At 66.9% G+C, this 26,031-nt stretch carries 27 protein-coding genes; 11 read left to right on the top strand and 16 right to left on the bottom strand.

What is annotated here, in order from left to right; all coding sequences use genetic code 11:
* Positions 1–66: 66 nt before the first annotated feature.
* Entirely contained in the window at positions 67–1,035 is a 969-nt protein-coding gene (locus tag BM167_RS16910; RefSeq protein ID WP_092893905.1) for an ArsA family ATPase, read from the bottom strand.
* Between the two features lies 1 nt (position 1,036).
* Positions 1,037–1,333, bottom strand: coding sequence for a DUF7990 family protein (locus BM167_RS16905; RefSeq protein WP_092893904.1), 297 nt, complete (start codon positions 1,331–1,333; stop codon positions 1,037–1,039).
* A 98-nt stretch (positions 1,334–1,431) separates the two neighbouring features.
* On the opposite strand from BM167_RS16905, the gene BM167_RS16900 reads away from it, so the two are divergent.
* Entirely contained in the window at positions 1,432–2,754 is a 1,323-nt protein-coding gene (locus BM167_RS16900) for a CobW family GTP-binding protein (protein WP_092893903.1), read from the top strand.
* On the opposite strand, the gene BM167_RS16895 is transcribed toward BM167_RS16900, so the two are convergent.
* The 3 genes from BM167_RS16895 to BM167_RS16885 all read right to left on the bottom strand — a co-directional run bounded on the left by BM167_RS16895 (position 2,755) and on the right by BM167_RS16885 (position 3,818).
* Positions 2,755–2,976, bottom strand: coding sequence for a hypothetical protein (locus tag BM167_RS16895; protein ID WP_092893902.1), 222 nt, complete (start codon positions 2,974–2,976; stop codon positions 2,755–2,757).
* A 99-nt stretch (positions 2,977–3,075) separates the two neighbouring features.
* Positions 3,076–3,483, bottom strand: coding sequence for a polyketide cyclase (locus BM167_RS16890; RefSeq protein ID WP_092893901.1), 408 nt, complete (start codon positions 3,481–3,483; stop codon positions 3,076–3,078).
* A 20-nt stretch (positions 3,484–3,503) separates the two neighbouring features.
* Positions 3,504–3,818: a hypothetical protein gene (locus BM167_RS16885; protein ID WP_092893900.1), complete on the bottom strand. Its 315-nt coding sequence runs from the start codon at positions 3,816–3,818 to the stop codon at positions 3,504–3,506.
* 58 nt (positions 3,819–3,876) lie between these two features.
* On the opposite strand from BM167_RS16885, the gene BM167_RS16880 reads away from it, so the two are divergent.
* On the top strand, positions 3,877–4,059 hold the full coding sequence (locus tag BM167_RS16880; protein WP_092893899.1) for a DUF8107 family protein: 183 nt from the start codon (positions 3,877–3,879) through the stop codon (positions 4,057–4,059).
* Between the two features lie 115 nt (positions 4,060–4,174).
* Positions 4,175–4,855: a uracil phosphoribosyltransferase gene (gene upp / locus BM167_RS16875; protein ID WP_092893953.1), complete on the top strand. Its 681-nt coding sequence runs from the start codon at positions 4,175–4,177 to the stop codon at positions 4,853–4,855.
* A gap of 30 nt (positions 4,856–4,885) precedes the next feature.
* Here upp and BM167_RS16870 read toward each other — a convergent pair whose 3' ends face one another.
* Together BM167_RS16870 and BM167_RS16865 are read right to left on the bottom strand one after the other, a co-directional pair.
* Positions 4,886–6,583 carry a glycosyltransferase family 2 protein gene (locus BM167_RS16870; protein WP_092893898.1) on the bottom strand — a complete coding sequence of 566 codons (1,698 nt, stop codon included), beginning with the start codon at positions 6,581–6,583 and terminating at the stop codon, positions 4,886–4,888.
* Entirely contained in the window at positions 6,580–6,912 is a 333-nt protein-coding gene (locus BM167_RS16865) for a TackOD1 domain-containing metal-binding protein (protein ID WP_177213406.1), read from the bottom strand. Before BM167_RS16865 ends, BM167_RS16870 begins: the two co-directional genes overlap by 4 nt.
* A 134-nt stretch (positions 6,913–7,046) precedes the next feature.
* Between BM167_RS16865 and BM167_RS16860 the strand changes: the two genes are divergently transcribed.
* Positions 7,047–8,144 (top strand): glycoside hydrolase family 26 protein, encoded by a 1,098-nt coding sequence (locus BM167_RS16860; protein ID WP_092893897.1) that lies wholly within the window; start codon positions 7,047–7,049, stop codon positions 8,142–8,144.
* A 118-nt stretch (positions 8,145–8,262) separates the two neighbouring features.
* Here the strand turns inward: BM167_RS16860 and BM167_RS16855 are convergent, their stop codons facing one another.
* From BM167_RS16855 to tenA, 3 genes are all read right to left on the bottom strand, one after another.
* Positions 8,263–9,639 (bottom strand): NRAMP family divalent metal transporter, encoded by a 1,377-nt coding sequence (locus BM167_RS16855; RefSeq protein WP_394327251.1) that lies wholly within the window; start codon positions 9,637–9,639, stop codon positions 8,263–8,265.
* An 81-nt stretch (positions 9,640–9,720) separates the two neighbouring features.
* On the bottom strand, positions 9,721–11,256 hold the full coding sequence (locus BM167_RS16850) for a sodium:solute symporter family transporter (RefSeq protein ID WP_092893951.1): 1,536 nt from the start codon (positions 11,254–11,256) through the stop codon (positions 9,721–9,723).
* A 123-nt stretch (positions 11,257–11,379) separates the two neighbouring features.
* Positions 11,380–12,045: a thiaminase II gene (tenA, locus tag BM167_RS16845; RefSeq protein WP_092893896.1), complete on the bottom strand. Its 666-nt coding sequence runs from the start codon at positions 12,043–12,045 to the stop codon at positions 11,380–11,382.
* A 127-nt stretch (positions 12,046–12,172) separates the two neighbouring features.
* Here tenA and thiD point away from each other — a divergent pair, with 127 nt between their 5' ends.
* Positions 12,173–13,534, top strand: a complete 1,362-nt coding sequence (gene thiD / locus BM167_RS16840; RefSeq protein WP_092893895.1) for a bifunctional hydroxymethylpyrimidine kinase/phosphomethylpyrimidine kinase — start codon at positions 12,173–12,175, stop codon at positions 13,532–13,534.
* 156 nt (positions 13,535–13,690) lie between these two features.
* Here thiD and BM167_RS16835 read toward each other — a convergent pair whose 3' ends face one another.
* Positions 13,691–15,817: a S9 family peptidase gene (locus BM167_RS16835; protein ID WP_092893894.1), complete on the bottom strand. Its 2,127-nt coding sequence runs from the start codon at positions 15,815–15,817 to the stop codon at positions 13,691–13,693.
* Positions 15,818–15,980: 163 nt separating this feature from the next.
* Between BM167_RS16835 and BM167_RS16830 the strand changes: the two genes are divergently transcribed.
* Genes BM167_RS16830 through BM167_RS16820 form a run of 3 tightly spaced genes read left to right on the top strand, consistent with a single transcriptional unit; the run spans position 15,981 to position 20,430 of the window.
* Entirely contained in the window at positions 15,981–17,030 is a 1,050-nt protein-coding gene (locus tag BM167_RS16830; RefSeq protein ID WP_092893893.1) for a TAXI family TRAP transporter solute-binding subunit, read from the top strand.
* 32 nt (positions 17,031–17,062) lie between these two features.
* A complete protein-coding gene (locus tag BM167_RS16825; RefSeq protein WP_092893892.1) occupies positions 17,063–17,563 on the top strand; it encodes a DUF1850 domain-containing protein in 501 nt (166 codons plus the stop codon).
* Complete coding sequence (locus BM167_RS16820) at positions 17,560–20,430, top strand: TRAP transporter permease (protein ID WP_092893891.1); 2,871 nt, start codon at positions 17,560–17,562, stop codon at positions 20,428–20,430. The genes BM167_RS16825 and BM167_RS16820 overlap by 4 nt, the downstream gene beginning before the upstream one ends.
* A gap of 114 nt (positions 20,431–20,544) precedes the next feature.
* On the opposite strand, the gene BM167_RS16815 is transcribed toward BM167_RS16820, so the two are convergent.
* Positions 20,545–21,168, bottom strand: coding sequence for an IMPACT family protein (locus BM167_RS16815; protein WP_092893890.1), 624 nt, complete (start codon positions 21,166–21,168; stop codon positions 20,545–20,547).
* Positions 21,169–21,261: 93 nt separating this feature from the next.
* Positions 21,262–21,765: a TrpY family transcription regulator gene (locus tag BM167_RS16810; RefSeq protein WP_092893889.1), complete on the bottom strand. Its 504-nt coding sequence runs from the start codon at positions 21,763–21,765 to the stop codon at positions 21,262–21,264.
* 119 nt (positions 21,766–21,884) lie between these two features.
* On the opposite strand from BM167_RS16810, the gene BM167_RS16805 reads away from it, so the two are divergent.
* Positions 21,885–22,607: a hypothetical protein gene (locus BM167_RS16805; protein ID WP_092893950.1), complete on the top strand. Its 723-nt coding sequence runs from the start codon at positions 21,885–21,887 to the stop codon at positions 22,605–22,607.
* Positions 22,608–22,629: 22 nt separating this feature from the next.
* Here the strand turns inward: BM167_RS16805 and hisB are convergent, their stop codons facing one another.
* A complete protein-coding gene (gene hisB / locus BM167_RS16800; RefSeq protein WP_092893888.1) occupies positions 22,630–23,235 on the bottom strand; it encodes an imidazoleglycerol-phosphate dehydratase HisB in 606 nt (201 codons plus the stop codon).
* 188 nt (positions 23,236–23,423) lie between these two features.
* Between hisB and BM167_RS16795 the strand changes: the two genes are divergently transcribed.
* Complete coding sequence (locus BM167_RS16795) at positions 23,424–23,630, top strand: hypothetical protein (protein ID WP_092893887.1); 207 nt, start codon at positions 23,424–23,426, stop codon at positions 23,628–23,630.
* A gap of 54 nt (positions 23,631–23,684) precedes the next feature.
* Here BM167_RS16795 and BM167_RS16790 read toward each other — a convergent pair whose 3' ends face one another.
* Both BM167_RS16790 and BM167_RS16785 read right to left on the bottom strand, forming a co-directional pair.
* On the bottom strand, positions 23,685–24,242 hold the full coding sequence (locus BM167_RS16790) for a hypothetical protein (protein WP_092893886.1): 558 nt from the start codon (positions 24,240–24,242) through the stop codon (positions 23,685–23,687).
* Complete coding sequence (locus BM167_RS16785; protein ID WP_143095537.1) at positions 24,239–24,874, bottom strand: DUF7344 domain-containing protein; 636 nt, start codon at positions 24,872–24,874, stop codon at positions 24,239–24,241. The genes BM167_RS16790 and BM167_RS16785 overlap by 4 nt, the downstream gene beginning before the upstream one ends.
* Positions 24,875–25,223: 349 nt before the next feature.
* On the opposite strand from BM167_RS16785, the gene BM167_RS16780 reads away from it, so the two are divergent.
* Positions 25,224–25,895 (top strand): nucleoside/nucleotide kinase family protein, encoded by a 672-nt coding sequence (locus tag BM167_RS16780; protein ID WP_092893884.1) that lies wholly within the window; start codon positions 25,224–25,226, stop codon positions 25,893–25,895.
* The last annotated feature ends 136 nt before the right edge of the window (positions 25,896–26,031 follow it).

The following is a 26,031-nucleotide window of genomic DNA, read 5'->3' as shown; positions in this document are numbered from 1 at the left end:
AAAGTACCGTAGACCCGCGGAAACCGCCGAACCGAGTCGAAACGGCTCCGGCCGCCGAGACGCGCGTCAGGCGGTCGGTTCGACCGTCACGTCGATATCGAGTTCCGCCGCGACGTCGCCGAGGAAGTCGCCTTTCACCTCCGAGACGCGGGTCTCTATCTCGGCGACGAGAGGCGGGTCGAAATCGTCCCGCAGTTCGGCGAGGCGTTCGCGTTCCGTCGCGACCCTGTCGCGGAGAAAGCGCGCCCCGCGGCCCTCCTCGTGCGGTTCGGGTTCCGGCGTGAGGCGGTTGACGGCGAGTCCGCGCACGTCCAAGCCGTAGGAGTCCAGTTCCGCGACGGCGCGGCGCGTCTCGCGGATGGAGAGTTCGTCCGGATTGACGACGAGGTAGAACGCCGCCCGTTCGCGCAACGTCTCGCCCGCGAACTCGAACCGCTCTTTTCGGGTTCGAAGACGGGCGAGGATGGGGTCGCCGTCCATCACGCGCCGCGGTTCGTTGTTGCCGACCGCGGCCTTCTCGTAGAGGTCGATGGACCGTTCGCGCTTGTGCGCGAGTCGGTCTATCCACCCCTCCAAGAGGTTCGGAAGCGAGAGGAGACGCAGGGTGCCGCCGGTGGGAGAGGTGTCGAAGACGACTCTGTCGAACGACTCCGAGTCGCGCATCACCTCGATGAACCGGTCCATGAGGGCCGCCTCGTACGCGCCGGGCGTCTGGTGAGCCATCTCTATCTGCCGGTCTATCTCGTTTACCATCGCGGAACTCACCTGGTCGCCCATCGCGCGTTTCGTCTCCATCAGGTGCCGTTCGACCTCCGTGTCCGGGTCCACCTCCATCGCGAAGAGGTTCGCCTCGCCGGAGACCGCCTGCGGGTCGTCGTCGAACTGTTGGTCGAACACGTCCGAGGTGCTGTGTGCGGGGTCCGTAGAGACGACGAGCGTCTCCAACCCCGCGCGGGCGCATTTCAGCGCGTACGCCGAGGAGAGGGTGGTCTTGCCGACGCCGCCCTTGCCGCCGAAGAAGACGAACTTGTGCATCTCAGAAGTGGTACTGCTGGCCCTTTCGTTCGAGAAGCGACCCGCGGTCCCACATCCGTCGCTCCCACGCCTCGAACTCGTCTTCGAGATACGGGAGCAACTCCGCGGTGTAGTACGACACCGGACTCGGGATGCCGAACGCCTCGGGGAAACACGCGAGCATGAACGCGTCCTCTTGGTCTTCCGCTTCCTTCTCTATCTTCTCGTAGGCCGGGTGAGAGACCATTCCGTGGTAGAGTCCGCGGAGCCACTCCTCTAGGACCTCTCGGTACTGGCCGATTCGCTCCGCGAGTGTCATTAGTTGACGACTCACCCTCCGTCGCTCAAAAACGTGTCGTTCACGAACGTCCGTCCGCTTTCCGTGCGTTGATATACCGCGGTGCGCCATCTGCGGACATGAGTCTGCGTTCGACGGGCGAGACGCCGGTGACGGTTCTGAGCGGAAGCCTCGGCGCGGGCAAGACGACGCTTCTGAATCACCTCCTCCGAAACGCCGGAGAGCGGAATATCGCCGTCCTCGTCAACGACATGGGCGAGTTGAACGTGGACGCCGACCTCGTCGCAGAGCAGTCGGAACTCTCCGTCGCGGACGGCACCGTCGCGGAACTCTCGAACGGATGTATCTGCTGTGAACTCCGGGACGACTTGGAGACGGCCGTCGTCCGCCTCGCGCGGGAACGCGACTTCGACCACCTCGTCGTCGAACCGTCGGGAATCAGCGACCCCGCGCCCGTCGCCCGCCTGTTCACCGGCGGGTCGCCCGCCGCCGCGCGGTACCGCGTGGAATCGGTCGTCGCCGTCGTGGACGCGCGCCTCTTCGCGGACACGTTCGACGCGGACGGGACCCCCTCCAAAACGGTCGCAGAGGGCGGCGAGAAAGGGAGGCGTCCCATCTCGGACCTCTTGGTCGAACAGGTGGAGTTCGCGGACGCGGTCATCTTGAACAAGTGTGACCTCGTGACCGACGACGAACGCGAACGCGTCGAGAGCGTCGTCGAAACGCTCCGTCCCGGCGTCGAGGTCGTCCCGACGTCGTACGCGGAAGTCGAGGTGGACGCTCTCCTCGGCGTCCAGCGGTTCGACCCCCAGTCCGCCGCGGAGTCTGCAGGCTGGCGGCGGTTGCTCGAGACGGCCGAGACTGCGGACGCCGACCGAGACGCAGGGGACGGACACGGAGACGGGACTCACGACCACGACCACGGCGACGAGACGCACGACCATGACCACGGCGGCCACGCGCATCCCGAGGAAGCGTACGGCGTCGATTCGTTCACCTACCTGCGGCGACGTCCGTTCCACCCCGAGCGTATCGCCGCCCTCCTCTCGGACCTCCCCGAGAGCGTGATTCGGTCGAAAGGGACGATGTGGGTCGCGGGGCGGGAGGAGACCCAACTCACGTACAGTCAGGCCGGTCCCTCGGCGTACGTCGAGGGAAGCGGTCGCTGGGTGGCGAGTCTCCCCGACTTCGAACAGGACGCCTACAGGCGCAACCGCTCCGACCTCGGGTTCGAGTGGGACGACGAGTGGGGCGACAGGCGGACCGGACTCGTGTTCATCGGACGCGGCGTGGAGGAAGACGAACTCGTCGCGGCGTTGGACGACTGTCTCCTCACCGACGAGGAGATGTCCGCCGACTGGGCCGCGTTCGAGTCCGAAACCCGGTTTCCGGACGCTCCCGGCGACCGGACGACCCTCGCGGAACCGACGCCCGACGCGTAGTCAGCAGGCGCACCCGGTCGAACCGGGCGAACGCTCCAGTTCCATCTCGTCGCCGCACTCCGGGCAGTCGGGCGCGTCCTCGCCCGCCGTCTCCCGGACCGGAATCCGCTCCGCGCAGTCGTGACACCAGTACGCGCCGACCGGTTCGCCGGTCCCGCGGCCGCGGTCGGCCGACTGTGTGGACGCTTCGAACGTCTCTTTGAGTGTGCCGATTATACCCATGGTATACTCTGCCGTACGGGAGGGAGAGCCTAAATCCCCGGTCGGTCGTTCGAGCGAGACGCACGACCGTTCGAGGGGTTCTGACCCCCACGAGGCGCGTCAGCAGTCTTCGACGACGGCGTCGAGTGCGCGTTCGAGTTCGCCGCGCCGTTTCCACGCGGCGACGCGATCGGTGAGAGACGGAAGAGGGAGGCCGAGACTCACCGACGACCGGGCGGTGACGGTCGACCCGTCCGAGTCGGCGTCGACGGTGACGGCCGTCTCCATCGCATCGAACGGCCCCGCTTGGCCCGCCTGTTCGTAGCGCAGGCCGTCGTCCGTCTCCTCGAACCGCAGGACGAACTCGACCCCGCGTCCGCCGACGGTGACGAACGTTCCGTCCGTTCGGTCCTGCACGTCGCGCACCTCGAAACTCCCCTCGTACTCCACCATCGCCTCGGGCGTCAGCATCCGAGCGAGCGTCGGCGGTGACCGCGGGACGAATCGAGAGACCGTCACTTCTCGCATAGCCGGTGGTTCGAGTCGGGTCACAAAAGAGGCAGCGAGAGGAGACAGAGGAGAAGTCCGAGCGCGATACCGGCGTACAGGAGGCGTCGGAGGCGGAGTCCCGGCGGAATCTCCGCGGTGTCGAGGGGCGTCGCGGTCCAGACCAGTCGGTGGTACGCGCCGGCCGCCACGGCGACGAACGCCGCGGCGGACGCGGCGACGGCGACTGCCCACGAGAGTCCGAGTGCCGCGACGTAGAGGGGGCCGAACGAGACGCAGAGAAGCAGTCCCAACCCCGAGACGACGAGAAACGGAACCGAATCGACGGCCTCGCCGCGGCGGTTTCGGAGTCGCATAGCGTCGCTTGCGGGCGAACCGCAAAGAACCTAAGTGGCGGAGGTCGGACCCAGAGGTATGGAGACCGACTCACAGGGGGACCCGCGGGTGCTCTTCGTCATGAATCTCGTCCTCTCGACGCTGTTTGCATCCATCGTCGTTTGGGGGGTGAGCTACGTCGATATCGCCGATTTTACGGTGATAAACGTCGCGTCCCTCGCGGTGGTGTTGATGGCGGTGACGTACGTCGTGACGTACTGACGGGGAGTCGGGGCCGAGCGGTGGTCCGTACCGTGCGGCGTGAACCCACGGCAGGCGACGTCTGGGCCGCGATTCATCGACATTTATGTCCACGGCGTTCCGCGTTTCGAACAAGATGCCCATCGAAGACCGAGACGACGCCTACCTCATCACCCACGCTCTCGCCAAAGACACCCTGTTGCGCCTGCGAGACGTCGAGACGGAGCAGGTCGCCTTCCGGAAAGGCCTCGTGAAACTCGGCCGCATCTGCGGCTACGAGATAATCGACGGCGCGATGGAGACGGAGTACGTCACCGTCCAGACGCCGTTGACCGAGACGACCGGCGAACGCGTCAAAGGACTCGACGACGTCGTCATCATCAACGTCCTCCGGGCGGCGACGCCGTTCGTCGAGGGACTGTTGAAGGCGTTCCCGCGGGCGAAACAGGGCGTCATCAGCGCCGGACGCGACGAGGAGGCGGGGATGAACGACGACGGCGAGTTCCCCATCACCATCGACTACGTGAAACTGCCCGAGATAACCGAGAAAGACACCGTCATCGTGGCGGACCCGATGCTCGCGACCGGGTCGACGATGTGCGCCGTCTTAGATCACGTCCTCGAGAACTCGAAAGCCGATCCGACGGACCTGTTCGTCCTCTCTGCGGTCTCCGCGCCCGACGGACTCCTGCGCGTCGGCGACCAGTTCCCCGAAGCCGACCTGCTCACCGTCTCCATCGACGACCACCTCGACGACGACGGCTACATCATTCCGGGACTGGGCGACGCCGGTGACCGCGCCTTTCGGACGAAGTAACTCCGCTCTGTCTTCTCCGACTCTCTCGCGTCAGTCGTCGGCCGCGGAGTCACCGAAGCCGGTCTGTCGCAGGCGCGTCACGGACTCCCACCCGTCGTCGGTCCGTCGGACGGCGTCGAGGACCGAACTGAACACGACGACGTCGAGAAACTGCCTGTAGCCGACGAGATGCACCGGGACGTACGCGAGGAGGCTCCAGTCTTCGCCGGAGATGTCGATGGCCACGGCGGCGATGAGCGCGAAAAGAGAGACGAAGTACAGCGTCGCGGCCAGAACCGAAAGCAATCGACCGTCGAGAATCGCGAGGCCGATAGCGACGGTGACGACGGCGCTCGATAGCGGGACGAACACGAGAGACAGCGCGAACCACGGGAAGGCGAACCGGTGGAGGTAGCCGCAGTCTGGGTCGAAGAAGACGTCGCGGTGTTTGACCAGCGATTGGATGTTCCCGCGCGTCCAGCGGAGTCGCTGGCGGTAGAGGTCCCCGAGCGAGAACGGGGCTTCGGTGGTGACGACGCCCTCCGTGGTGCGGACGTGCCACCCCGCCTGGAGGAGGCGGACGGTGAGGTCGAAGTCCTCGGCGACGGTGTCGGGGTCGTAGCCGCCGACGTCGTCGAGCGCTTCGCGTCGGAACGCGCCGAAACAGCCGGGAACGACCATCACGGAGTCGAAGAGCGCGAACGCCCGTCTGAGCGTGTTGATCCCGACGGCGTACTCTAAGGCCTGCATCCGGGCGAGATGTCCGTCGCGGTTGCCGACTTTCACCGTGCCCGCGACGGCCCCGACGTCGTCGTCGGACTGAAGCGCGCCGACCGCGCGACTGATTGCCGTCGGTTCGACGACGCTGTCGGCGTCGACGGCGACGACGACGTCGCCGCGCGCACACGAGAGCGCGAAGTTCAGCGCGCCGTGCTTGCCGCCGTTCGTCCGGCTGAGAACGGTGACGTTCTCGCCGCGGTAGGCGGCGGCTTCCTCGTACGTGCCGTCGGTGCTCCCGTCGTCTACCACGACGACTTCGAGCGCGTCGGTCGGGTAGTCGCTTTCGAGGACGGCTTCGATACACTGCCCGACGTACCCCTCCTCGTTGTAGGCCGGAACGAGGACGCTCACCGAGGGACACGGCGGTTCGACGTCCCGTTCGTCGAACCGACGCCGCTGGACGAACGTGAGCGGGAGGACGACGACGACGATGGCGCTGACCATGAGCAGTCCGAAGAAGACGGCGGCGTCGAACACCGAAGGGAGGTGGCCCGCGAAGGCGTATGACGCCGCCGCGACGAGGAGCACGGTGGGGCCGCCGAGCCAAAGCGGGACGCGCCGCCGCGCGGAGACGAGGCGGCGGGCGTCGCCGCCGACGGCGAGACCGACGAGCCACGTCGCGGAGAACCCCGTAACGACGGCGTAGAGAGCGCCCGCCGGAGTGAACCGCTCCGTGAACACGAGCGCACCGAACAGCAGACAGGAGACGGCCGCAGTCGAAACGGCCCACCCCGGAAGCGGGAGTCTCGCACCGAACAGCGCGTCGAACTGCGACGACCAGCGGTCGGAGCCGAACAGGACGATTGCGGCCGCGAGGGAGGTGAGAAACGCCGCGAGGACGAACCGAGCGGGGAAGACGAAGACGCCCAGAAAGTAGACGACGAGGAGGAGAACGATCTGAGACGGCGCTCGAGAGGTCCACGCGTCCGACGCGTCCGAGGACGGAGCAGGCGTCCGACCGTCGGTCATCGCTCGTTCGCGACGACGCCCGTCGCCCCCGGCCGGGGCGGGGTCCGTTCGATTCGCACCGATTCGGGCGAGTCGAACCGTCGGTCACAGTCCGCACAGCGGTAGACGGTGGCGACTCGTGGAACGCCGTCTCCGCCCAGCGAGAGGCGTTCTGTGCACTTCGGACAGCGACCGGGGGCAGGAGGGGTATCGCCGAACGCCGCGGCTACGTCGACGTACCCACAGGAGAGATGTTCGAAGACGCCCGTCCGTTCGACTGCTCCGGTCTCGCAGTCGGGACAGGAAACGACGCGCGTCGAACTCGACGTTCTTCGGCTCTGTCGGGACATACCAGTAGTTGGTAGCCACCACAGATAGTTATGATATAGATACAGTTCAGTCGTGGATACTAACCGGTCGTTGAACCCGTCTGACGCCGATTACCGCCGCGATAACAAACGTCTCCGAGAGCGGAGAGTCACTCATGGAGAGGCGAACCTTTCTCGGAGTGGTGGGGGCGTCGGCGGGCACGGCGTTCGGTTCGACGGGGCTCTATCGCAGTGCCGAAGGCGCCGCCCGGCCGCGAACGGGCGACATCCTCGCGGGGATATCGGTCGGACCCGAGGAGACCGGACGCCTCGAACGGTTGAGACGGTGGGCGGGGGCGTCGCACGCGGTGGTCGTGCGGTACGCGACGCTCGGCGGGGGCGACGACGACATCGCCGCGACGTGCGAGGCACTGACCGAACGGTGGAACGCGGGGGCCGTCCCGCAACTCGTCCTCCAACCACTGTTCGACACCGTCGCGGAGACGTCCGACCGAATCGCCGCGGAGATCGCCGCCGGAGACCACGACGACAGGATCGACGCGTGGGCCGAACGACTCGGAGCGTGGGCAAATAGGGGGCTGGGGCGGCCGAACCGCCGACTCTACCTCACGTTCGCGCCGGAGATGAACGGCGACTGGGTCCCGTGGGCACCGCCAGCGAACGAGACGACGCCCGAGGAGTACGTGGCGATGTGGCGTCGCGTCCGCCGCCGGTTCGAAAAACAGGGGCTGGGACCGGACGAACTACAGTGGATATGGTCGCCGAACGTGACCGGCCGCGGCGGGATTCCCCTCTCTCGATACTACCCCGGCGACGCGAACGCCGACTGGGTCGGTATCAACGGCTACAACTGGAGTCGGTGGGGAACGTGGTCGGACCCCGAGGACCTCTACGCGGCGGCCGTAGAGAAGGTCCGAGAGGTGACGGACAAACCCCTCGCGTTGACCGAGATGGGCTGTTCGTCGGCCGTCGAAGGCGGGTTCGACCCCGAGCGAAAGGACCGGTGGATAACCGACCTCTACGACTTCGCCGCCGCGACGGAGATAAAGATGGTCTGTTGGTTCAACCACGAAAAGGAGACGGACTGGAGCGTCTTCGGCGGAGAACGCGGGACGGAGACGGTCCGGATAGACGGCGAGTCGATACGCGCGTACGGCGCGTATCGGAGGGCGCTGAACCGGCCGGGCGTGCTGGGACCGCACCCGAAGAGCGCGCGGAACCTCACCGACGCGGAGTTCCGCGGCGACTTCTGAACCCCCTCGCTTCGGGTAGAGATCGCCTCGCGTCGTGCGGTTAGTCTTCGAATCGAACCGAGTGGAAACGTACCGCATACTCGTGTTGTGTGGACTATAGTCACGGGCGGTCCGACGGCTACCCCTCGACGCCCCTCCCGAGGGCGGTGACGCGTTCCCGGAGGTACCGGCCGACGAGTGCGACAGTCGCGACGCCCACGAACGCGGAGAACGCCGCGACGAAGACGGTCGTCGGGTCGGTCAGGCCGCCCGCAATCTGCTCTCGGACGAACGACCCCGCCGTCACGACGGCGACGGCGAGGAGGGCGACGCCGCCGAGGTTCGCCGACGCGGAGTTGCGTTCGGGGACGGCCTCGGAGTTCAGAAGATAGAGGACGACGACGAGGACGAACGGCGTCCCGACGAGGCCGAACGCGAGGACGAGAACGAGGAGGGGGAAGAACGCCCCGCCGACGAACGCGCCCGCCGCGGAGACGAGCGCCATCGCGACCAGCGCCGCCCGGTACCGGCTATCGGAGATGTCCGTCTCCCACCCGAGTTTGTCCGCGACGAGGAAGGGCGGGACGACGGTGTTGCCGCCGAGCGTCGAGACGGCCGCCCCCCACAGGCCGAGCAAGAACAGCCACTCCGCGTAGGGACCGACCAAGGGACCGAGCGTCCGCGCCGCCGCGACGGCGGTGAGTTCGTCCGCCGCGACGGTCGGGTCGTGGAGGACGCCCGCGGCGACGAGGAAGATAGCGACGCTGAACGCGCCGAACGCGCCGAAAATCGAGACGGCCACGTCGAACGTCGCCAACCCGTAGTCGTCGGCCGTCCACCCCCGAGCGCGCATCGTGTAGGAGTGCATGGTGACGAGGGTGATGTGAACCGCGCCGCCGAGGACGCCCGCGGCGACGAGAGCGCCGTCGACCCCGGCGGGAATCCGCGGCACGAGTCCCGAGGCGGCCGCCGCGGGGTCCACCGGGACGACGAGAAGCGACGCGAGGAAGGCGAGGACGACGGCCGAGACGAGGAGTTTCGCGGCCATCTCGACGAATCGGTAGCCGCGCCCCGCCAGTCCGGCCGCGAGGACGACGGCCCACGCGACGCCCCAAGCGCGGGCGTCCACGCCGGTGACCGCCGCCGACACGTCGGCCAACCCCTTCATGATGACGAGTTGCGCGAGGCCCGCCGCGAGGACGGCGTCGACGACGAGTATCCACGCCCACGAGTCGCCGAGATGCCGTTCGACGACGGAGACGATGCCGTCCTCGGTGAGCAGACCGAGTCGCATCGAGAGGTACTGCGCGAGTGCGCCGAGAACCGCAGAGAGGACGACGATCCACAGGAGGGCGTACCCGAACGCCGCGCCCGCGGTGAGGACGCTGGCCATCGTCGCCGGTCCCGCGGCGATGGCGCCCGCGACCCACGACGGCCCCATCTCGCGAACGTACGTTCCGAACTGTCCCGTATCGACGGCGGTGACGTTCGTCACAGCCTCGTCCGTGCGACCCATAGCCGGTGGGTCGCGGCACCGACGTAAGAGTTTTACCCAGTTGTATTACCAGAGAATAACAACGCGGACGGCCGGTCCGTCTCAGTCGTCGCCGTCGCGATAGCCCGACGAGGAGTCGTCGAGGCTGTGAACCGTCTCCGCGAGGCGGCGGTGGTCGAACCGCGAGGACGACATCCGCGCCGAGAGGGCGGTGACGGACGCCGAGACGGCGGCGGTTCCGACGAAAGCGGTGAGAAACGCCGGCGTCGGGAGGAGTTCGCCGACGACGGGGAGCGACGTGAGGAGGCCGCGGACGAGTTGGTTCGGGAAGAACGCGAGTCCGACGGCGAGACTCGACACCCCGGCCAAGAGCGCGCCCCCGCCCGTCACGCGTTCGGAGTACAGTCCCGAGAGGAGGGGAACCGCGACGGCGACGCCGAACAGGTCCGCGAGCAAGAACAGTTCGAGGACGCTCCGCGCGCGGAGGCTGACGTAGATGGCCGCGACGGCGACGACGACGGTGAGTGCGCGCGCCGACAGCGTCAGCGTGCGGTCGTTCGGGTCGTCGAGTATCCTCGGTAGGTCCGTCGTGACGAGACTCGCGAGGGCGTTGAACAGGGAGTCTGCGGTACTCATCACCAACAGAAGGGCGACGAGGGCGACGGCGAGCGCGAACGTCTCGGAGAACGCCTCCGTGATGAGGACGAAGAAGGCGACGCTCGCGTCGTACTGAGCGCTCGTCGAGTCTGTCACGACGTCCACGTATCCGCGGGCGGCGACGCCGAACAGGCCCGCGACGAAGACGAGGACGAAGTTGAGAGCCGCCGCCCGACGGAACCCCGCTTTGAGCGTCTCGCTGTCGCGGGCGGCGTAGATTCGCTGCCACCACGTCTGGTTGACGAGTTCCGCGCCGAGGACGGCGATAGCCACCCAGAACCCGAACTGGAGGCCGGTGAGAAAGCCGGGGTCCAAAAGAGAGGGGTCCGCGGCGACGACGTTTCGGTGGACCGCCGCGGGGCCGCCGAGAGTCACGAGTGCGGCGACGGCGGTACCCACGAGGAGCGGAATCACGAGGGCGGCCTGGACGGTGTCCGTGAAGATGCTCGCGCGGAGTCCGCCGTAGCCGGTGTAGAGGAGGACGAATCCGCCGACGAGCACCGCCGTCTGCCACCGCGGGACTCCGGCGACGAGTTCGAGTGCGCTCGTGATGCCGGTCAGTTCGGCGGCGAGGAAGACGAACATGTAGGAGACGCTGACGACGAACACGAGGAGGTAGACGGCGGGGCCGTATCGCGCGAGTGCGTACTCCGTCAGCGAGTGGCCCTCGGGGAGCAGTTCACGGATTCGCGGGCCGAGGCGGGCGTACGCGAGCATCGGAATCGCCTCGCCGACGGCGTAGCCCGCGACGGCGGTGACGCCGCCGAACGCCGCCCCCGCCTCCGCCGGACTCAGGAGAATCCACACGCCCATCACCGAGGCGACGAGCGTCGCCGTCGTGGTTCTCGGACCGGTGCTGTTGCGCGCCGTGAGAAAGTCCTCGACGCTCCGGACTCTGCCGCGCGAGTACCAGAACCCGAGCGCGCTGAACGCCGCAAGCGTCGCGACGGTCAGTCCGAGCGCCGTCGCCGAACTCACCACGTGAACCACCTCACTGCGGCCGATTTCGAGCGTCGAACGACCCGTCTCGCGTGCACTCGTCTCATACGGGTGTGTACGCGGGACACCCGTGATAAAACCGAGTGGTACAATCGAGTTATCAGACTAGACCTCCCACGTCTCTCCTCGCCACGCGGCGTCCCAAAAGCGGTACTCGTACCGCGCGGAGGTGAGAAATCGCTCTCGGTACCGGTTTCTGTCGGCCGCCGTCGATTCCGCGGCCACCTCGTCCATCAGGTCGAGACACCACTCCGTGAGTTCGGTGAACTCCTCGCCCGCGTACATCTCGACCCACGCCTCGTACTGGTCGTGGTCCGGCGTGCCGTCTTCCGCGAGTCGGCGCGCCGTCTCGTTGAACCCCCACATGCAGGGGAGGAGGGCGGCGACGGTGTCGCCGAACGTCCCGACGGCCGCCGTCCTGACGAGAAAGTCCGTGTACGCCCGCGTCGTCGGCGACGGTTCGGTCGCCGCCAGTTCCTCGGCGGTGATACCGAACTCCGCGGCGTACGACCGGTGGAGATCCATCTCCGTGTTCAGCGTCGAGTCGAGGAGTTCGGCGAACGTCCCCATCCGGTCGAGAGTCCCCGCAGAGGAGGCGGCGAGTGCGAAGGTCCGACTGTACTCTCGCAGATAGTAGTAGTCCTGTCGCACCCACTCTCGAAACGGGTCTTCGTCCAAGGTCCCCTCGCCCAACCGCCGAACCATCGGGTGGTCGACGATAGCGGTCCAGACCCGGTCGGCCTCGGGTTCGAGTTCGTCGGTGAACGCCATATCTTGGAGACGGAAGGGAGGTACAAAATTATTACCGAGTAGTACAACTTCTAAATATGAACGAACGCGCTCGTGGCACCCCGTACCGCGCGACCGATACCGACCCGTCGGCGCGAGGTGAGACGTGATGCGGACGCCGGTACCCGACGCGCGACCCGTGGCACTGACCGTCGCCGGAAGCGACTCCGGTGGCGGGGCCGGCATCCAAGCGGACCTGAAGACAATGGAGGCCCGCGGCGCGTTCGGGACGAGCGTTATCACGAGCGTCACGGCCCAGAACACCCGCGGCGTCTCCTCGATACATCCGGTTCCGACAGAGGAGGTGCGGGCGCAGTACGACGCCGTCGCCGGGGATTTCGACGTGCGCGCGGCGAAGACGGGGATGCTCGGCACCGCGGAGATGGTCGAGACGGTGACCGACTGCGTCGAAGACGCGCCGTTTCCGGTCGTCGTGGACCCGGTCATGGTCGCTACCTCGGGCGACAGACTGCTCGACAGAGACGCCGAACGCGCCTACGAGGACCTCGTCGCCGCGTCGGCGGTGGTGACGCCCAACACCGACGAGGCGGCCGTCCTCACCGGTACCGAACCGACAGACGAGTCGACGGCACGCGAGGCGGGCGCGGAGTTAGTCGAGATGGGCGCGGCGGCCGCACTCGTCAAAGGCGGCCACGCCCCCGGCGAGGAGGTGGCGGACGTCCTCGTGACGGCGGAGACGGAAGCCGTGTTCGTCCACCCGCGCGTGGACACCGAGGCGACGCACGGGTCCGGATGCACGCTTTCGAGCGCCATCGCCGCGCACCTCGCGCGGGGGACGGACACCGTCGCGGCGGTGGAGGCGGGCGTGTCGTTCCTCCAACGCGCCGTCCGGTACCCCCTCGACGTCGGCGAGGGGCCGGGGGCGGTCCACCACCTCGCGGAGATTCGCGACCGGGCGGCGCGGACGGACGCGGTCGAATCGGTCGAGAGCGTCGTGGACGCGGTCGTCGCCGCCGACGCGCGGGGACTCGTCCCGGAAGTCGGCCTGAACGTCGTCGGCGCGACGCCGTACGCCGAACGCCCGGACGAACTGGCGGCGGTCGAAGGCCGCATCGCCCGCACGCGGTCGGGCGTGCGACCGAACCGGGGCGTCCGCGTCGGCGCGTCGAGTCGCCTCGCCGAGTTTCTGCTCGCCGTCCGCGAAGTCGATTCGACCGTCCGGTTCGCGGCGAACTGCCGGTTCGACGGCGACGTGGAGGCGGCGATGGATTCGCTCGGGTGGTCCGTCGTCCGCGTCGAACCCGCGAGGGACGACGAGGCGGACTCGGAGGCCGAAACCGCCGCGCGGGAGGCGGTTCTGAATGCGCTCGAACCCGACGAGGAGACGCCCGCGGCGGTCGTAGACGGCGGCGCGGTCGGCAGAGAACCGTCGGCGCGCGTCGTCGCCGCCGACGCGGGGACTCTCGCCGACCGATTGACCGGCCTCGCCGCCGCAGTCGAGACGCCGTGAGTCCCCCCGCCGAACCCCTTCGCTTCCGGTCGAAAAACGCAGAACGAGAGCGGGGTTACCGGCCGAGCGAGTGCGGACGAAACCGACCCCCGGAGGGGAACCGAGACCGCTATAGACTCCGGAGACGCGCGCTTCGGTCGGCGTCTCGGTTCTCGGTCAGTCGTCTCCCGTTTCGCTCCCGTCATCGGCCGCGGACAGGCCGTCGTCGCCGCGTTCGAGGGCCGGCGGGACGTCGTGGTGGTCCGAGTAGCCGTCGAACCAGCGAACGATGCGTTCGAGTCTATCGACGACGTGGGCCGGTTCGCCGGAACGCGAGAGTCCGTGGCCCTCTCGGGGGTACCGAACGAACCGCGTCTCGACGCCGTTCTTCCGCAAGAAGAGGTAGAACATCTCGCCGTTGTTGACGGGGACGCGAAAGTCGTTCTCCGAGTGCATCACGAGTGTCGGCGTCGTCACGTCGGCGGCGTAGGCGACGGGCGACTGTTCCCAGAGGAACTGCGGGTCCTCCCACGGCGTCGTGTCGAAGTCGCCCTCGATTAGCTTGAACGCGTCCGTGGACCCGTAGAACGACGAGAGGTCGTAGACGCCGCGTTGGGCCACCGCGCCGCGGAACCGGTCGGTCTTTCCGACCATCCATCCGGTCACGTACCCGCCGAAGGACCCGCCGGTGAGAAAGACGTTCTCCTCGTCGACGTAGTCGCGGTCGCAGACGAGTTCGACGCCGGCCATCACGTCCGTCATCGTCACCTCGCCCCAGTTCCGTTCGATGGCGGTGGCGAACTCCTCGCCGTATCCGACGGAGCCTCGCGGGTTCGACCAGAAGACGACGTACCCGCGGGCGGCCAGGAGTTGGAACTCGCGCCACATCGTCCCCGACGTAGACCACATCGCGTGCGGGCCGCCGTGGACTTCGACGACGAGGGGGTAGGTCTCCTCGGAGTCGAACTCCGGCGGCGTCAGCACCCATCCCTGCACCTCGACGTCGGACTCGAACCGAACCTCCTCGGGTTTCTGTACGTCCGCGTCGTCGAGGTACGCCGCGTTGACGTTCGTCAGTCGCCGTTCCGTTCCGCCGCGGAGGCAGAACACGTCGCCGGGGTGGTCCCACTCGCTCTTTGCGACCGCGACGACCGGGTCGTTCCCGGGGCCGCCGACGGACAGGGCGGTGACGTGACCCCCGCCGACGAGGAGTTCGGAGTCCGTCGGGGCGTCACCTGACCGCGTCCCGTCGTTCGCCGAAGGGGATTCGGCACCCTCCCCCGAAACGCGCCGGGCCACGTACTCGCCCTCGTCGGGCGTGAGAAAGTAGACGTCTTCGTCGTTCGGACCCCACGAGAGGCCCGCTTCGAGGGCGACGTCTCGGTCCAATCCCTCCGTCGGGATTGCCTCTCGTCCGCTCTCTCGGTCGTACACGACCACGTCGGAGTTCCGCATCGAGATGCGCTCTTCCGGCGTCCGACCGAATGCGAGACGGCCGTCGGCCGTCGCGTCGAGGGCGAGTCCCCACGCCGTCGTCCGCGCCACGTCTTCGGTCTCGCCCGTCGAGAGGTCGTGCGCCACGATGTCGATGACGGCGCTGTCGTCGGGTTCGGTGTCGCCTTGGTGGCGCTTCACGCCGAAGTAGAGCGTCTCGCGGTCGCCCCACGTCGGTGAGACGTGCCCGTACTCCCCGTCGGTGAGTCGTTCGACGCGAGGGGCGTCGCTCTCGTCTGCGTCGCCGCTCGGACTCTCCTCGTCGAGGCGGACGACGTAGACGTGCGGTTCCGCGCCGTCCCTGTAGCGTCCGTGCTGTCGGTAGACGAGTCGGTCCACGACGCGCGGGTCCGGCGTCTCCCGTTCGTACTCCTCGTCGTCGACCTCGCAGTCGATTCCCTCCTCGCGTTCGGACGCCGTCGTCGACTGCTGGAAGGCTATCTTCGACCCGTCGGGACTCCACGCGACGTCGGAGACGCCGCCGGGAACGTCCGTCACCCGTTCGGCCTCGCCGCCCGAAACGGGCAGGACCCACAGTTGCGGCCTCTCGTCGTCCGCGCCGCGCGTCGAGACGAACGCGAGTCGGTCGCCGGAGGGACTCCACCGCGGGTGCGAATCGACGCCCTCCGCGACGGTGAACCGCCTGATGTCGCCGTCCCCGTCGGTCGAGACGAGGTAGACGGTCTGTTCGTAGGAGTCGTCGCCGTCCGGAATCTTCCGGACGAACGCGACCCTGTCGCCGTCGGGCGAGACCTGCGGGTCTTCCACCTGCGCGATGTCGTGGTAGTCCGTCGCCGAGATGCGGGTCACACACCGCGTTGACCGCCGCCGGTGATAGATGTGCGCCCCCCGGCGAAGGGGGAGAGATGATAGTCAACAAATAACACGGATATGCCTGAATAACATTGTATCTAAGGGTAAATTCTGAACAAAATTAGTAATAGTATTATGTCCGGATACTCATCTGGCAGTCATGTCGCGAAAGCTAAACCGACGTGAATTCGTTGCGGCCGCAGGCCTCACTGGAATCGCCGGACTCGCCGGATGTTCCGGTAACGGCGGCGGTGACGGTACAGAAGGAGAGGAGACGACCGCAGGCGAGGAGACGACTGCAAGCGAGGAAACCACCGCGGGCGAGGAGACGACCGAAGGCGACGGGGGCGGCGACACCGAATCGCGCCTCTCGTGGCACGCAGGCGGGACGGGCGGGACGTACTTCCCCCTCTCGAACGAGTTCAAGTCGGTCGTCGAGGACAACACCGACTACACGCTTCAGGTCCAGTCCACCGGCGCGTCCGTCGAGAACGTCGGGAGTCTGGCCCGCGGCGACGCCGACTTCGCTCTCATCCAGAACGACGTCGCCTCTTTCGCCGCCAACGGCGAGGGCATCGACGCCTTCGAGGGGAACGCAGTAGAGAACCTCCGCGGCGTCGCGACGCTCTATCCGGAGACCATCACCATCGTCACGCTGGCCGGCACGGGCATCGAGCAACCGTCGGACCTCGAAGGCGCGACCATCAACACCGGTGACCTCGGTTCGGGGACGCAGGTGAACGCGGTCCAGATTCTCGAAGCCCTCGGCATCGAGGACTACTCCGAGCAGAACACCGGCTTCTCGCAGGCGTCGGACCAACTCAAGAACGGCGACATCGACGCCGCGTTCGTCGTCGGCGGATGGCCCGTCGGCGCTATCGAGGAACTCGCGGCGACCGAAGACGTGGTCGTCGTCCCCATCGAGGGCGAGAACCGACAGGCCGTAAAGGACGCCGCGGACTTCTACGCCGACGACGAGATTCCGTCCGGAACGTACGGCCTCGACGAGCCCGCCCCGACGGTGTCGGTGCAGGCGATGATCGCGACGAACGCCGAACAGCCCGAAGAGACCGTCCAAGAGGTCACCTCGGCCATCTTCGACAACACGGACCAGCTGACCATCAAGACGGACTTCATCAGTCGGGACACCGCACAGGACGGCATGTCCATCGACCTCCATCCCGGGGCGCAGGCGTACTTCGATAGCTAATCGGGCCTGCCCCACCGCCTCACGAACGTATCATGAACGGACGAACGCTCGGTCGACTCGCAGCCGTCTTTCTCGTACTCGTCCTAACGGTGGGGGCGAGTGCGGCGGTACCGGGAGGTAACGCGCTCGTCGTCAGCGACGCCGAAACCGGCGAAGAACTGTTGACGGTTCCCGTCTCGGAGGGGACGACCGTCGCGCTCGAATACACCCACAGCGTAGAGAAGACCACGGTCGTAGACGAGTACACCGTCCGCGACGACCGACTCAACATGACCCGGATGGTGTTTCACTCCTACGGCGCCGGACTCCCCGCCCGCGCGGACGTCGAAAAGGTGAACGGGTCGTTCGTCTTCGACCCCGGCGGCTCCTACGAGGAGATATTCGTCAAGCCCGGTCACGTCGCCGGGCACGAACTCCACGTCGGCGACGAGACGTACGACCTCGTCGAACTCTCCGACGCCCGGAGCGTCCGCCTCAGCATCGAGAGCCGCTCGCTTTTGGACCGAGCCCTCCCCGCTTTCACACGACAATGAGTGACTCAAACCACGACGGTCGGTCCGCCGACCGACAGGCCGACGACGGAGTACGAGCGCGCGACTACCGTTCGGTCGAGGGCGCCGACGCCTCGACGCCGGACGCGGAGACGGACCGTCGCGTCGCGACGGACGGCGGGCGAGACGAACCCATCGAGGACGGCGGATCGGACCCCGAATCGGACGTCGACGCCGACGAGATGTCCGAAGAGGAAGCCCAAGAGCTCATAGAGGAGATAGAGCGAAAGCGCTCCGTGGCCGGTCCGGCCGCCATCGTCGTCTCCATCGTCGCCATCGCCTTTTCGCTGTTTCAGATATGGTTGGCCGCCCGCGGATTCGAGTTCCAAGCCGACCTGCCGATAGTCGGCGAAGTCGGATTCGGCGCGCTCCAACTCCTGCAGGTCAACGCCGTCCACGTCGCCTTCGCTCTCGTGTTGGCGTTTCTGCTCTTTCCCCCGACGACCGGTGACGGCGCGATAGCGCGCAGACTCGGTGCCGTCGTCCCCGCGGTTCGAGGCCGGTTCGGCGACGATAGCGCCCTCACTCGGGGGGCCGTCGGCGTCCGCCGCGGCGTCCGGTGGTTCGCGGTCGACGCGGAACGAGAGCGCGTGACGCCGCTGGACCTCGTGTTCGTCCTCCTCTCGGTGGCGACGGCGGTGTACATGGTGTTCGAGTTCCAAGAGATTCAGCGACTGCGCGTCCTCGGCCTCGAAGCGGGCCGAACCGTCGCGGAGTATCTCGGACCGCTCGGCTTCCTGGCCGAGGCGGTGAGCGCGCTCGGAGTGCCGTTTGCGGACGTGGCGTACCCGTTCTTCCTCGGGGCCGTCGGGGTCCTCCTCGTCCTCGAAGCGACTCGCCGGTCGCTCGGCGTCTACCTGATGCTCATCGTCGCGTCGTTCATCGTCTACGCGCGGTACGGCTACCTCATCTCGGGGAGCATGCCCATCATCGGCGTGCTCTCCATCCCCGAGGGGACGTGGGCGAACATCGTCCAGAACCTCTGGTACAACACCGAAAACGGGGTGTTCGGCATCCCGGTGACGGTGTCCGTGCAGTTCATCTACATCTTCATCCTCTTCGGGGCGTTCTTAGAGATGTCCGGCGCGGGACAGTGGTTCATAGACCTCGCGTACGCGGCGACCGGAACGCGGCGCGGCGGCCCCGCGAAGGCGTCCATCCTCGCGTCGGGCTTCATGGGCACCATCTCCGGGTCGTCCATCGCGAACACCGTCACCACCGGCGCGTTCACGATTCCGCTGATGAAGAAGTCGGGCTACCGCCCCGAGTTCGCGGGCGGCGTCGAAGCCTCCGCGTCCTCGGGCGGGCAGATTCTCCCGCCCGTGATGGGCGCGGCGGCGTTCCTGATGATAGAGTTCATCGGCGTCCCCTTCTCGGACATCATCATCGCGGCCACCATCCCGGCCATCGTGTTCTTCTTCGGCGTCTGGGTGATGGTCCACCTCGAAGCCGTCCGCGTCGATATCGGCGGGTTAGACCGGAGCGAAGTCGTCGCGATACCGAAGCACCTCCGACAGGGGTGGTTCTACCTCGTCCCAATCGTACTGCTTCTGTACTTCCTCCTCGTCGAACGTCTGACCGTCGCTCGCTCGGCGTGGTACACGCTCGTCGCCATCATGGCGCTCATCGCCGCCGTCGCCGCGTACGACAGACAGACGCGCGTCCCCCTCGTGGGGAGCGTCGCCGCACTCTTGCTCGCGCAGTTCGTCTCGTTCCTCTTGACCGGCGCGGGCGTCGTCGCCGCGGCGACGGGCGGGGGCGGCGGCGGACTCGCACCTCTCGCCGCCGCCTCGGCCGCCGCGGGCAGTCTCGGGACGATCGTCATCTTGGTCAGTCTCGCGTTCCTCGTCTTCGGTCGTCGGACCGAATCGCCGCTCTTGGACCTCGACCCCGCGGTCGATACCGCGAGCGAGCGAATCGCGGGTGCCGTGCGCCGGCCGAAACTGGCCGACTTCGGCGCCTTCCGGTACGTGACGTTCCTCGGGAAGTCGATGGACTCCGGCGCGCGAACGGCGACGGAAGTGGTCGTCGCCGTCGCCGCCGCAGGCATCATCCCCGGCGTCGTGAGCGCGACGGGTCTCGGTCCGAATCTCACGTCGCTCATCACGAATGTCGCCGGAGGCTCTATCGTCCTGCTTCTGTTCTTCACCGCCGTCGCCTCCATCATCCTCGGGATGGGGATGCCGACGACGGTGACGTACATCATCCTCGTCTCGCTTCTCGGCCCGGCCATCGCGCAGGCGAGCGACATCCCGCTACTCGCGGCGCACCTGTTCATCCTCTACTTCGGCGTCATCGCCGACATCACCCCGCCGGTCGCGGTGGCGGCCTACGCCGCGTCCGGTATCGCCCGGTCCGACCCGTTCCAGACGGGCATCGAGGCGTTCTCGCTGTCGCTCAACAAGGCCATCGTGCCGTTCGCGTTCGCACTCACGCCCGGCATCCTGCTCATCCGCGGGCGGGGGTCCGACGCGAGAGTCATAACGTCCGCGGACCTCACGGACTTCGGATGGCTCGTTCCGGAGGTGATGATACCCGTCGCGGGCGTGTTCGTCGGCGTCGTCGCACTCGGCGTCACCGTCATCGGCCACCTGTACACCTCGGTGGACAGGTGGGAGCGTGCCCTGTTCGCCGTCGCGGCGTTCTTGCTCATGGCTCCGATGCTGGTTCTCACCACGTTCACGGACCTGACGGGCGCTGTCGGTCTCTTGGAGAACCTCGGAAGCCCCGTCGTCATCGACATCGCGATGCGAACCGTCGGTGCCCTCCTCTTCGGCGCTCTCGTCGCCCAGAACCGGCGGAGTTCCGACGAGAAGGCGGAGCCGACCACCGTCTCGGCCACCGACTGAACCGAGTCGTCAGCACCTCTCGGAACTGAATTTCGGGAGGTCGGGGTCCGGCGTCTCGCCGCGAACCGCCGCGGCGACGCGAACCGACTTTTTCCGGCGGTTCGAGCGGGGAGACTACTCGATTTCGGCCCGACCGCTCGTCGCACTTCGAATTCGGTCTCTGAGTCCCGCGGCGTCCGGGACGGGCACCCGAACCTCGAACGAGACGTCTTCCTCGTAGGCCGCGTCGAACTCGACACCGGCGCTCTCCAACAGGCCGCGGACCGTGCCGGAGTCGTCGTACGCGACGACGACGGAGAACGTCTCGTGGGGGAGTTCCTCGACGACGCCCGCGTCCTCGATGGCCTCTTTGACCCCTCGCGAGTACGCCCGCGCGAGTCCGCCGACGCCGAGGTTCGTCCCGCCGTAGTAGCGGGTGACGACGGCGGCGACGTTCCGAATCTCCCGTTGGACGAGGACGTTCAACGCGGGGTCACCCGACGACCCGGAGGGTTCGCCGTCGTCCGAAGAGTACTCTCTGAGCAACGTCCCCGCGCCCGCGGACGCCCCGCCCGCGGGAACGCGGTACGCCGGGACGTTGTGGGTGGCGTCCGGATGGTTCGCTTCGACGTCGGCGACGAACGCCTCCGCCTCCTCGACGGTGTTCACCGGCGCGACGTAGCCTATGAACTCCGAGCCTCGCACCTCGAAGCTAGCCTCGCCGCGCCCGGCGACGGTTCGGTAGGCGTCGTCGGTCATGTCGGAGTGTAGGCCCGCCATCGGCCAAAAGGGTTCGTACGTCCGGCAATCGAGAGTGCGAAACCGTCGGTGCGACGCCCGCGGAAATCGGCGTCACGCGAGGGTTATCTTCCGGACGAACTCCAACGCGGAGAGTTCGTTCAACAGGTCGCCCGGCAGGGGTTCGTCGGTGACGAGGTAGAGTCTCGGGTCGTCCGTGAACTCGGGGTCTTCGCTTATCGTCTGGCGGATGGAGATGTCGTGCGCCGCGACTCTGGATGTCACCTCGGCGACGATGCCGGGTTCGTCGGCGTCGCCGACTTCGACGGTGAGAACCGAGAGGTCCAAAACCGGCGCGAGGTCCATCAGACTCGGGATCGAGGAGATGTTCTGAAAGATTCGTCTGAGTTCCTCGTCGTCGAGAATCGCGCTCGTCGTCGAATCGACGACGCGCCGGTCGACGTCTATCTCCCGAGCGATGCCGGTGTTCGGAATCTCGATGCCACCGGAGACGACGCGCCCCTCGTCGTTGACCGAGAACCCCCGTTCGAGGAGGAGGCGGATGACCGCCTGTTGGCTGGGACTCCCCTCGAACTTCTGCATGATTTCGTCGAACATCCGTCGTCCGACGTTTGCGGCGGACGGCTTTAACTGTACACGTCCGCGGCACCGAGACGCGACGACGCGTGGTCTGCGGGGGCTTTAATCCGGCCGACGCCGAGATATCCGGTATGCCCATGCGCCAACTCCGTTCCTGTGACTTCTGCGGCGCCGACTCGGACGGCGTCTACGAGGTGTTGCCGCCTCAACTGTCCCCCACCGAGAGCCAACAGCGTCGGGTCGCCCTCTGTGCGGACTGTCTCGATACGCTCGAAACCGTCGTGGAACCGCTTCTCGACCGTCTGGACGTCGAGAGCGGCGGAGACGGCGAAAGCGGCGATGGCGAACGTGGTTGCATCGAACGCGGCCGTAGCGAACGCGGACGGACGGAGCGGTCCGACTCCCAGAGGTCGAACACCCCGATGATGGCGGGCGGAGACCCGAACGGCGGACTGTCAGAGGAGGCGTCTGACCCGGCGTCCGGCGGCGAGAGAGACGACCACGGTCGGACGGCCGACCCCGAAACGTCCGGTATCGCAGACGCCACCGACGAGGAGGCGGGGTCACCCCTTCGGGAGGCGGACGCCGAAAGCGCGGGCGAACGCGAGGCGGCGGGCGACGGCACCGACGCCGGGGGAGAGAGCGCAGATGCCGACGCCGCCGCGGGCGAGGAACCGCCGCAGTTCAGAAAGGTGATGCGCCTGTTGAACAACCGCGAGTTCCCCGTCGACCGGACGGACGTCGAAGAACTCGCCTCGGGCGCGTACGATTTAGACGACGACCACGTCCGCGACATCATCGACTACGCCGTCGAACGCGGCGTTCTCGCGGACGACGGCGGAACGCTCAGAAAGCCCTGAATCGGGATTTTAGACCGGCGGACTACAGTTTTCCTTTGGTGCTCGGCGTGTCGCTTCGGCGCGGGTCAACGCGCGTCGCGTCGTCGAGAGACCGAGCCAGCGCTTTGAACAACGCTTCGACCTCGTGGTGGGCGTTCACGCCCGAAACGTCGGCGTGGAGCGTCAGACCGGCGTTCATCGAGAGCGAGTACGCGAAGTGTCGGGCCATGTCGCTCGTGAAGTCCCCGATTCGGTCCTGCGAGAACGCCCCCTCGAAGTCGAAGTGCGGACGACCGCTCACGTCCACGACGACGCCCGCGACTGCCTCGTCGAGCGGAACTCTCCGGTCGGCGTAGCGGACGATACCCCGCTTGTCCCCGAGAGCGTCCGCGAACGCCTCGCCGAGGACGATGGCCACGTCCTCTACCGTGTGGTGGTCGTCGACGGACAGGTCGCCGTCGCACTGGACCGTCAGGTCGAACAGGCCGTGTTTCGCGAACGCTTCGAGCATGTGGTCGAAGAAGCCGATTCCGGTGTCGACGACGGCGTCGCCGTCGCCGTCGACGGCGAGTGTCAGATCTATCGTCGTCTCCGCCGTCTCCCGCGAGACGGCCGCCCTGCGTTCGACGGAGTCTGCGTCGTCGCTCATGCCTCCCAGTTCTCGCCCTCCCGTATCACGATTGCGCTCGCGGCGCGTCGGAGTTCGCTGACCGTCGTAAGTTCAGCGTATCGGGGCCTGTGTCGGGAGAATGGACGAATCTACTGTCGGTAGATACTGTCTGGGCGTCAGACGTTCGTCTGCCGGTGATTAATTGGCGACGACGACAGAGGGAGGGTATGGCCATGCGCTGGAAGGGGGCGGCGGTGGCGCTCTTTACCCTCTGTCTCGGGAGCCTCCTGCTTTTCGTTCCGTCGGGGACGGCGACCGGACTAGGTATCGCGCTCATCGTCATCGCGTCGCTCTCGGTGGTGACGGCGGTGACGAGTGGGTCCGGGAAGTCGACGCGCCGCAAGCGAGGCGGACGCGGACCGCGGCGCGACTGATCTATCGCCCCTCTCGACTCCGGTCGGACGACGGCGACGCGAGAGTCCCGTTCGTCACCGCCCCGGCGCTATCGAGCGTCCTCTCTCGCAGGGAACCTCTCGGTCGAGTTCGATGCGCGTCCCCCCCGCCCGAGCGACGATACGGACCGTATCCTCGCAGTCGACGTTCGAGAGCCGAGTCGTCGCCTCGTCGCGCACGACCAGCGACGTCGAGGCGTCGGAACGGACCCCGTCGTCTACGAGGTGGACGGAAGCGCGGAGGCTGTCGGCGTCCGGGAGGCGGTTCCGAAGCGTCACGGAGAGTACCGTCCGCGGTGCATCGGAGGGCCCCTCTCGACCGGCGGGCGAAGCGGTTGCCCGCCCGGCCGCGGCCGTTCCGGCTTTCGGTCGACGTTCGGTGGCCGTCGTCGCTCCGGTCGCCGCCTCGGAGTTCGGTGCGGATTCGGGCGGTCGTCGCTCTGCCCGCAGTTCGACACCGAGGAGAGCCTTCGAGTCGTCCACGACGGCCACGGAGACGCTTCGGTCGGCCTGTGCGGCGGTGAATCCACCCGTGGGAAGCGACGTCGTCAGGAGAACCGCAACGGCGGCGAGAACGAGCAGAGCCCGCCTCATCCGTCCACCTCCGGCGGCGGGCCGTCCGCGCCGACGCGCATCTTCGTCCACGTGTCGTAGGTGAAGACGGCGCTGGACGAGAGGAACGTCACGGCGACGAACACCAGAAGCGACTCCTTCGGAAGCCCGGTCAAGACCGGAACGCCAGCCATCGACCCGAGAACCGCGGCGGAGAGCACGGACGCGAGAAAGAGCAGATACGGTCCCCACGGCAACTCTCGTCCGGAGACCGTCTCCAAGTACACGTTCACGTCCGCCGCCCGGTCGGTGAGTTCGACCGAACTCCGCTCGCGGTCGTACCGGACGAACCCGAGTTCGTCGAGTTTCGGCACGTGGAACTGCGACAGCGACGTGTGGACGCTCTTTCGGTCGGCGTACGAGAGGCCGTCCGCCTCGACGCCCCGTTCCCACGCGGTAATCTGCGCCGAGAGGTCGGCTAAATCGACGGTGTCTTCGCCGGTTCGCTGTTTCAGGTAGTGAAGCACGTATCGCCGCCGACGGTTGCTCAGCGCCTCGAAGAACGCGTCGTGAGAGAGTTCCGCTCCCGTCGGCGGCCGAGAACCCCACTGGTCGTCCTCCGCCGATACCTCAGTCTCTGCTGCGGAGCCTCCGAGCGAGGACACCTCACTCACCGTCGACCCCCCCGTAGAGCCACCTGTCCATCGTTCACGTAGAATAACAACTTTTTGATGACTTAGTTACCGACCGGAACAAGAGCAGTAAGGTCGATGATAAACTGTCGGTATACGCCGGCGGCCACCGGCCAGAAGTTTAATCAGTGGTGAAGGGACCCTAAACGAGGGTTTGTGCCGACCGTGTCGGCGCAAACGACCCGTTGCGTCCACCGCTAGGTCGGATTGCGTCGGCGACGGGGTTCGTTCGTCAGCATCTCTCCGAACTGTAACAATGGGGCTGTCGGTCCGTGTGGTAAGTGTGCGTCGCGGGTCGTGACGGGCCGCGGCGCCGACGGAGAGACCAACTATGCAACGACGAAAATATCTCGCGACGATCGGATCGCTCGCCGCCGGTGGGGCGGCCGCAATGGGAACTGGTGCGTTCAGTCAGACCAGTGCTACGCGAAGCGTTTCTGTCAGTGCTGCCGGTGACGCGGCCGCGAACCTCAAGCTGACCGGTTCGAAGTACGCGAGTTACAACGGTAACGGCGTCCTCGAAATCGAGTTCGACGGGCTGAACGCGAACGCGGACATAGAGATCACGGACGTGTTCGGCATCAAGAACCAAGGGACCGACCCGGTCGGCATCTTCATCGACGAAGGGAGCCAGAGTTACGCGTTCCAGCAAGGTAACGGACCGGCGGAGGTGGCATCGAAGGCCGGTTCGGACGGCATGTACAACGTGCTCGCCGACGCGGGACTGAACCAGAACGGCTGGTACGACGACGACAACGACACGGAGGATATCAACGGTCCGAAGGCGCTTCCGAGCGCATACCGGTCGTCGAGTTCGAACGGAACTAACCGCCCGTCGCTCGACCCCGGTAGCTACGACCACGTCCTCGACGTCGGCGAATCCCTCAGTCCGGACTGGTATCTCTTCGATACGCCGGCGGACCCGTCGGACCTCGATATCACCGGAAAGATAGTCGTTCTGGCCTACTCGCAAGACTACGTCGACGCCGGAAAGGGACCGTAATCGGTCAGAGAGGGCGTACGTCACTCGCTCCACCGGGGTCGGTACCGGGGGACCGAAGCGACTCGGGTCCGTCCGAGAACGAGAACCGCACGTGGCGCTCAGGCAACGCGTCACGCGGACTTCATATTATTCGCGG

Source organism: Halopelagius inordinatus, from assembly GCF_900113245.1.
Taxonomy (GTDB): domain Archaea; phylum Halobacteriota; class Halobacteria; order Halobacteriales; family Haloferacaceae; genus Halopelagius; species Halopelagius inordinatus.
The sequence above is the reverse complement of the archived record's forward strand: the minus strand, read 5'-3'. Positions and strand labels throughout refer to the sequence as shown.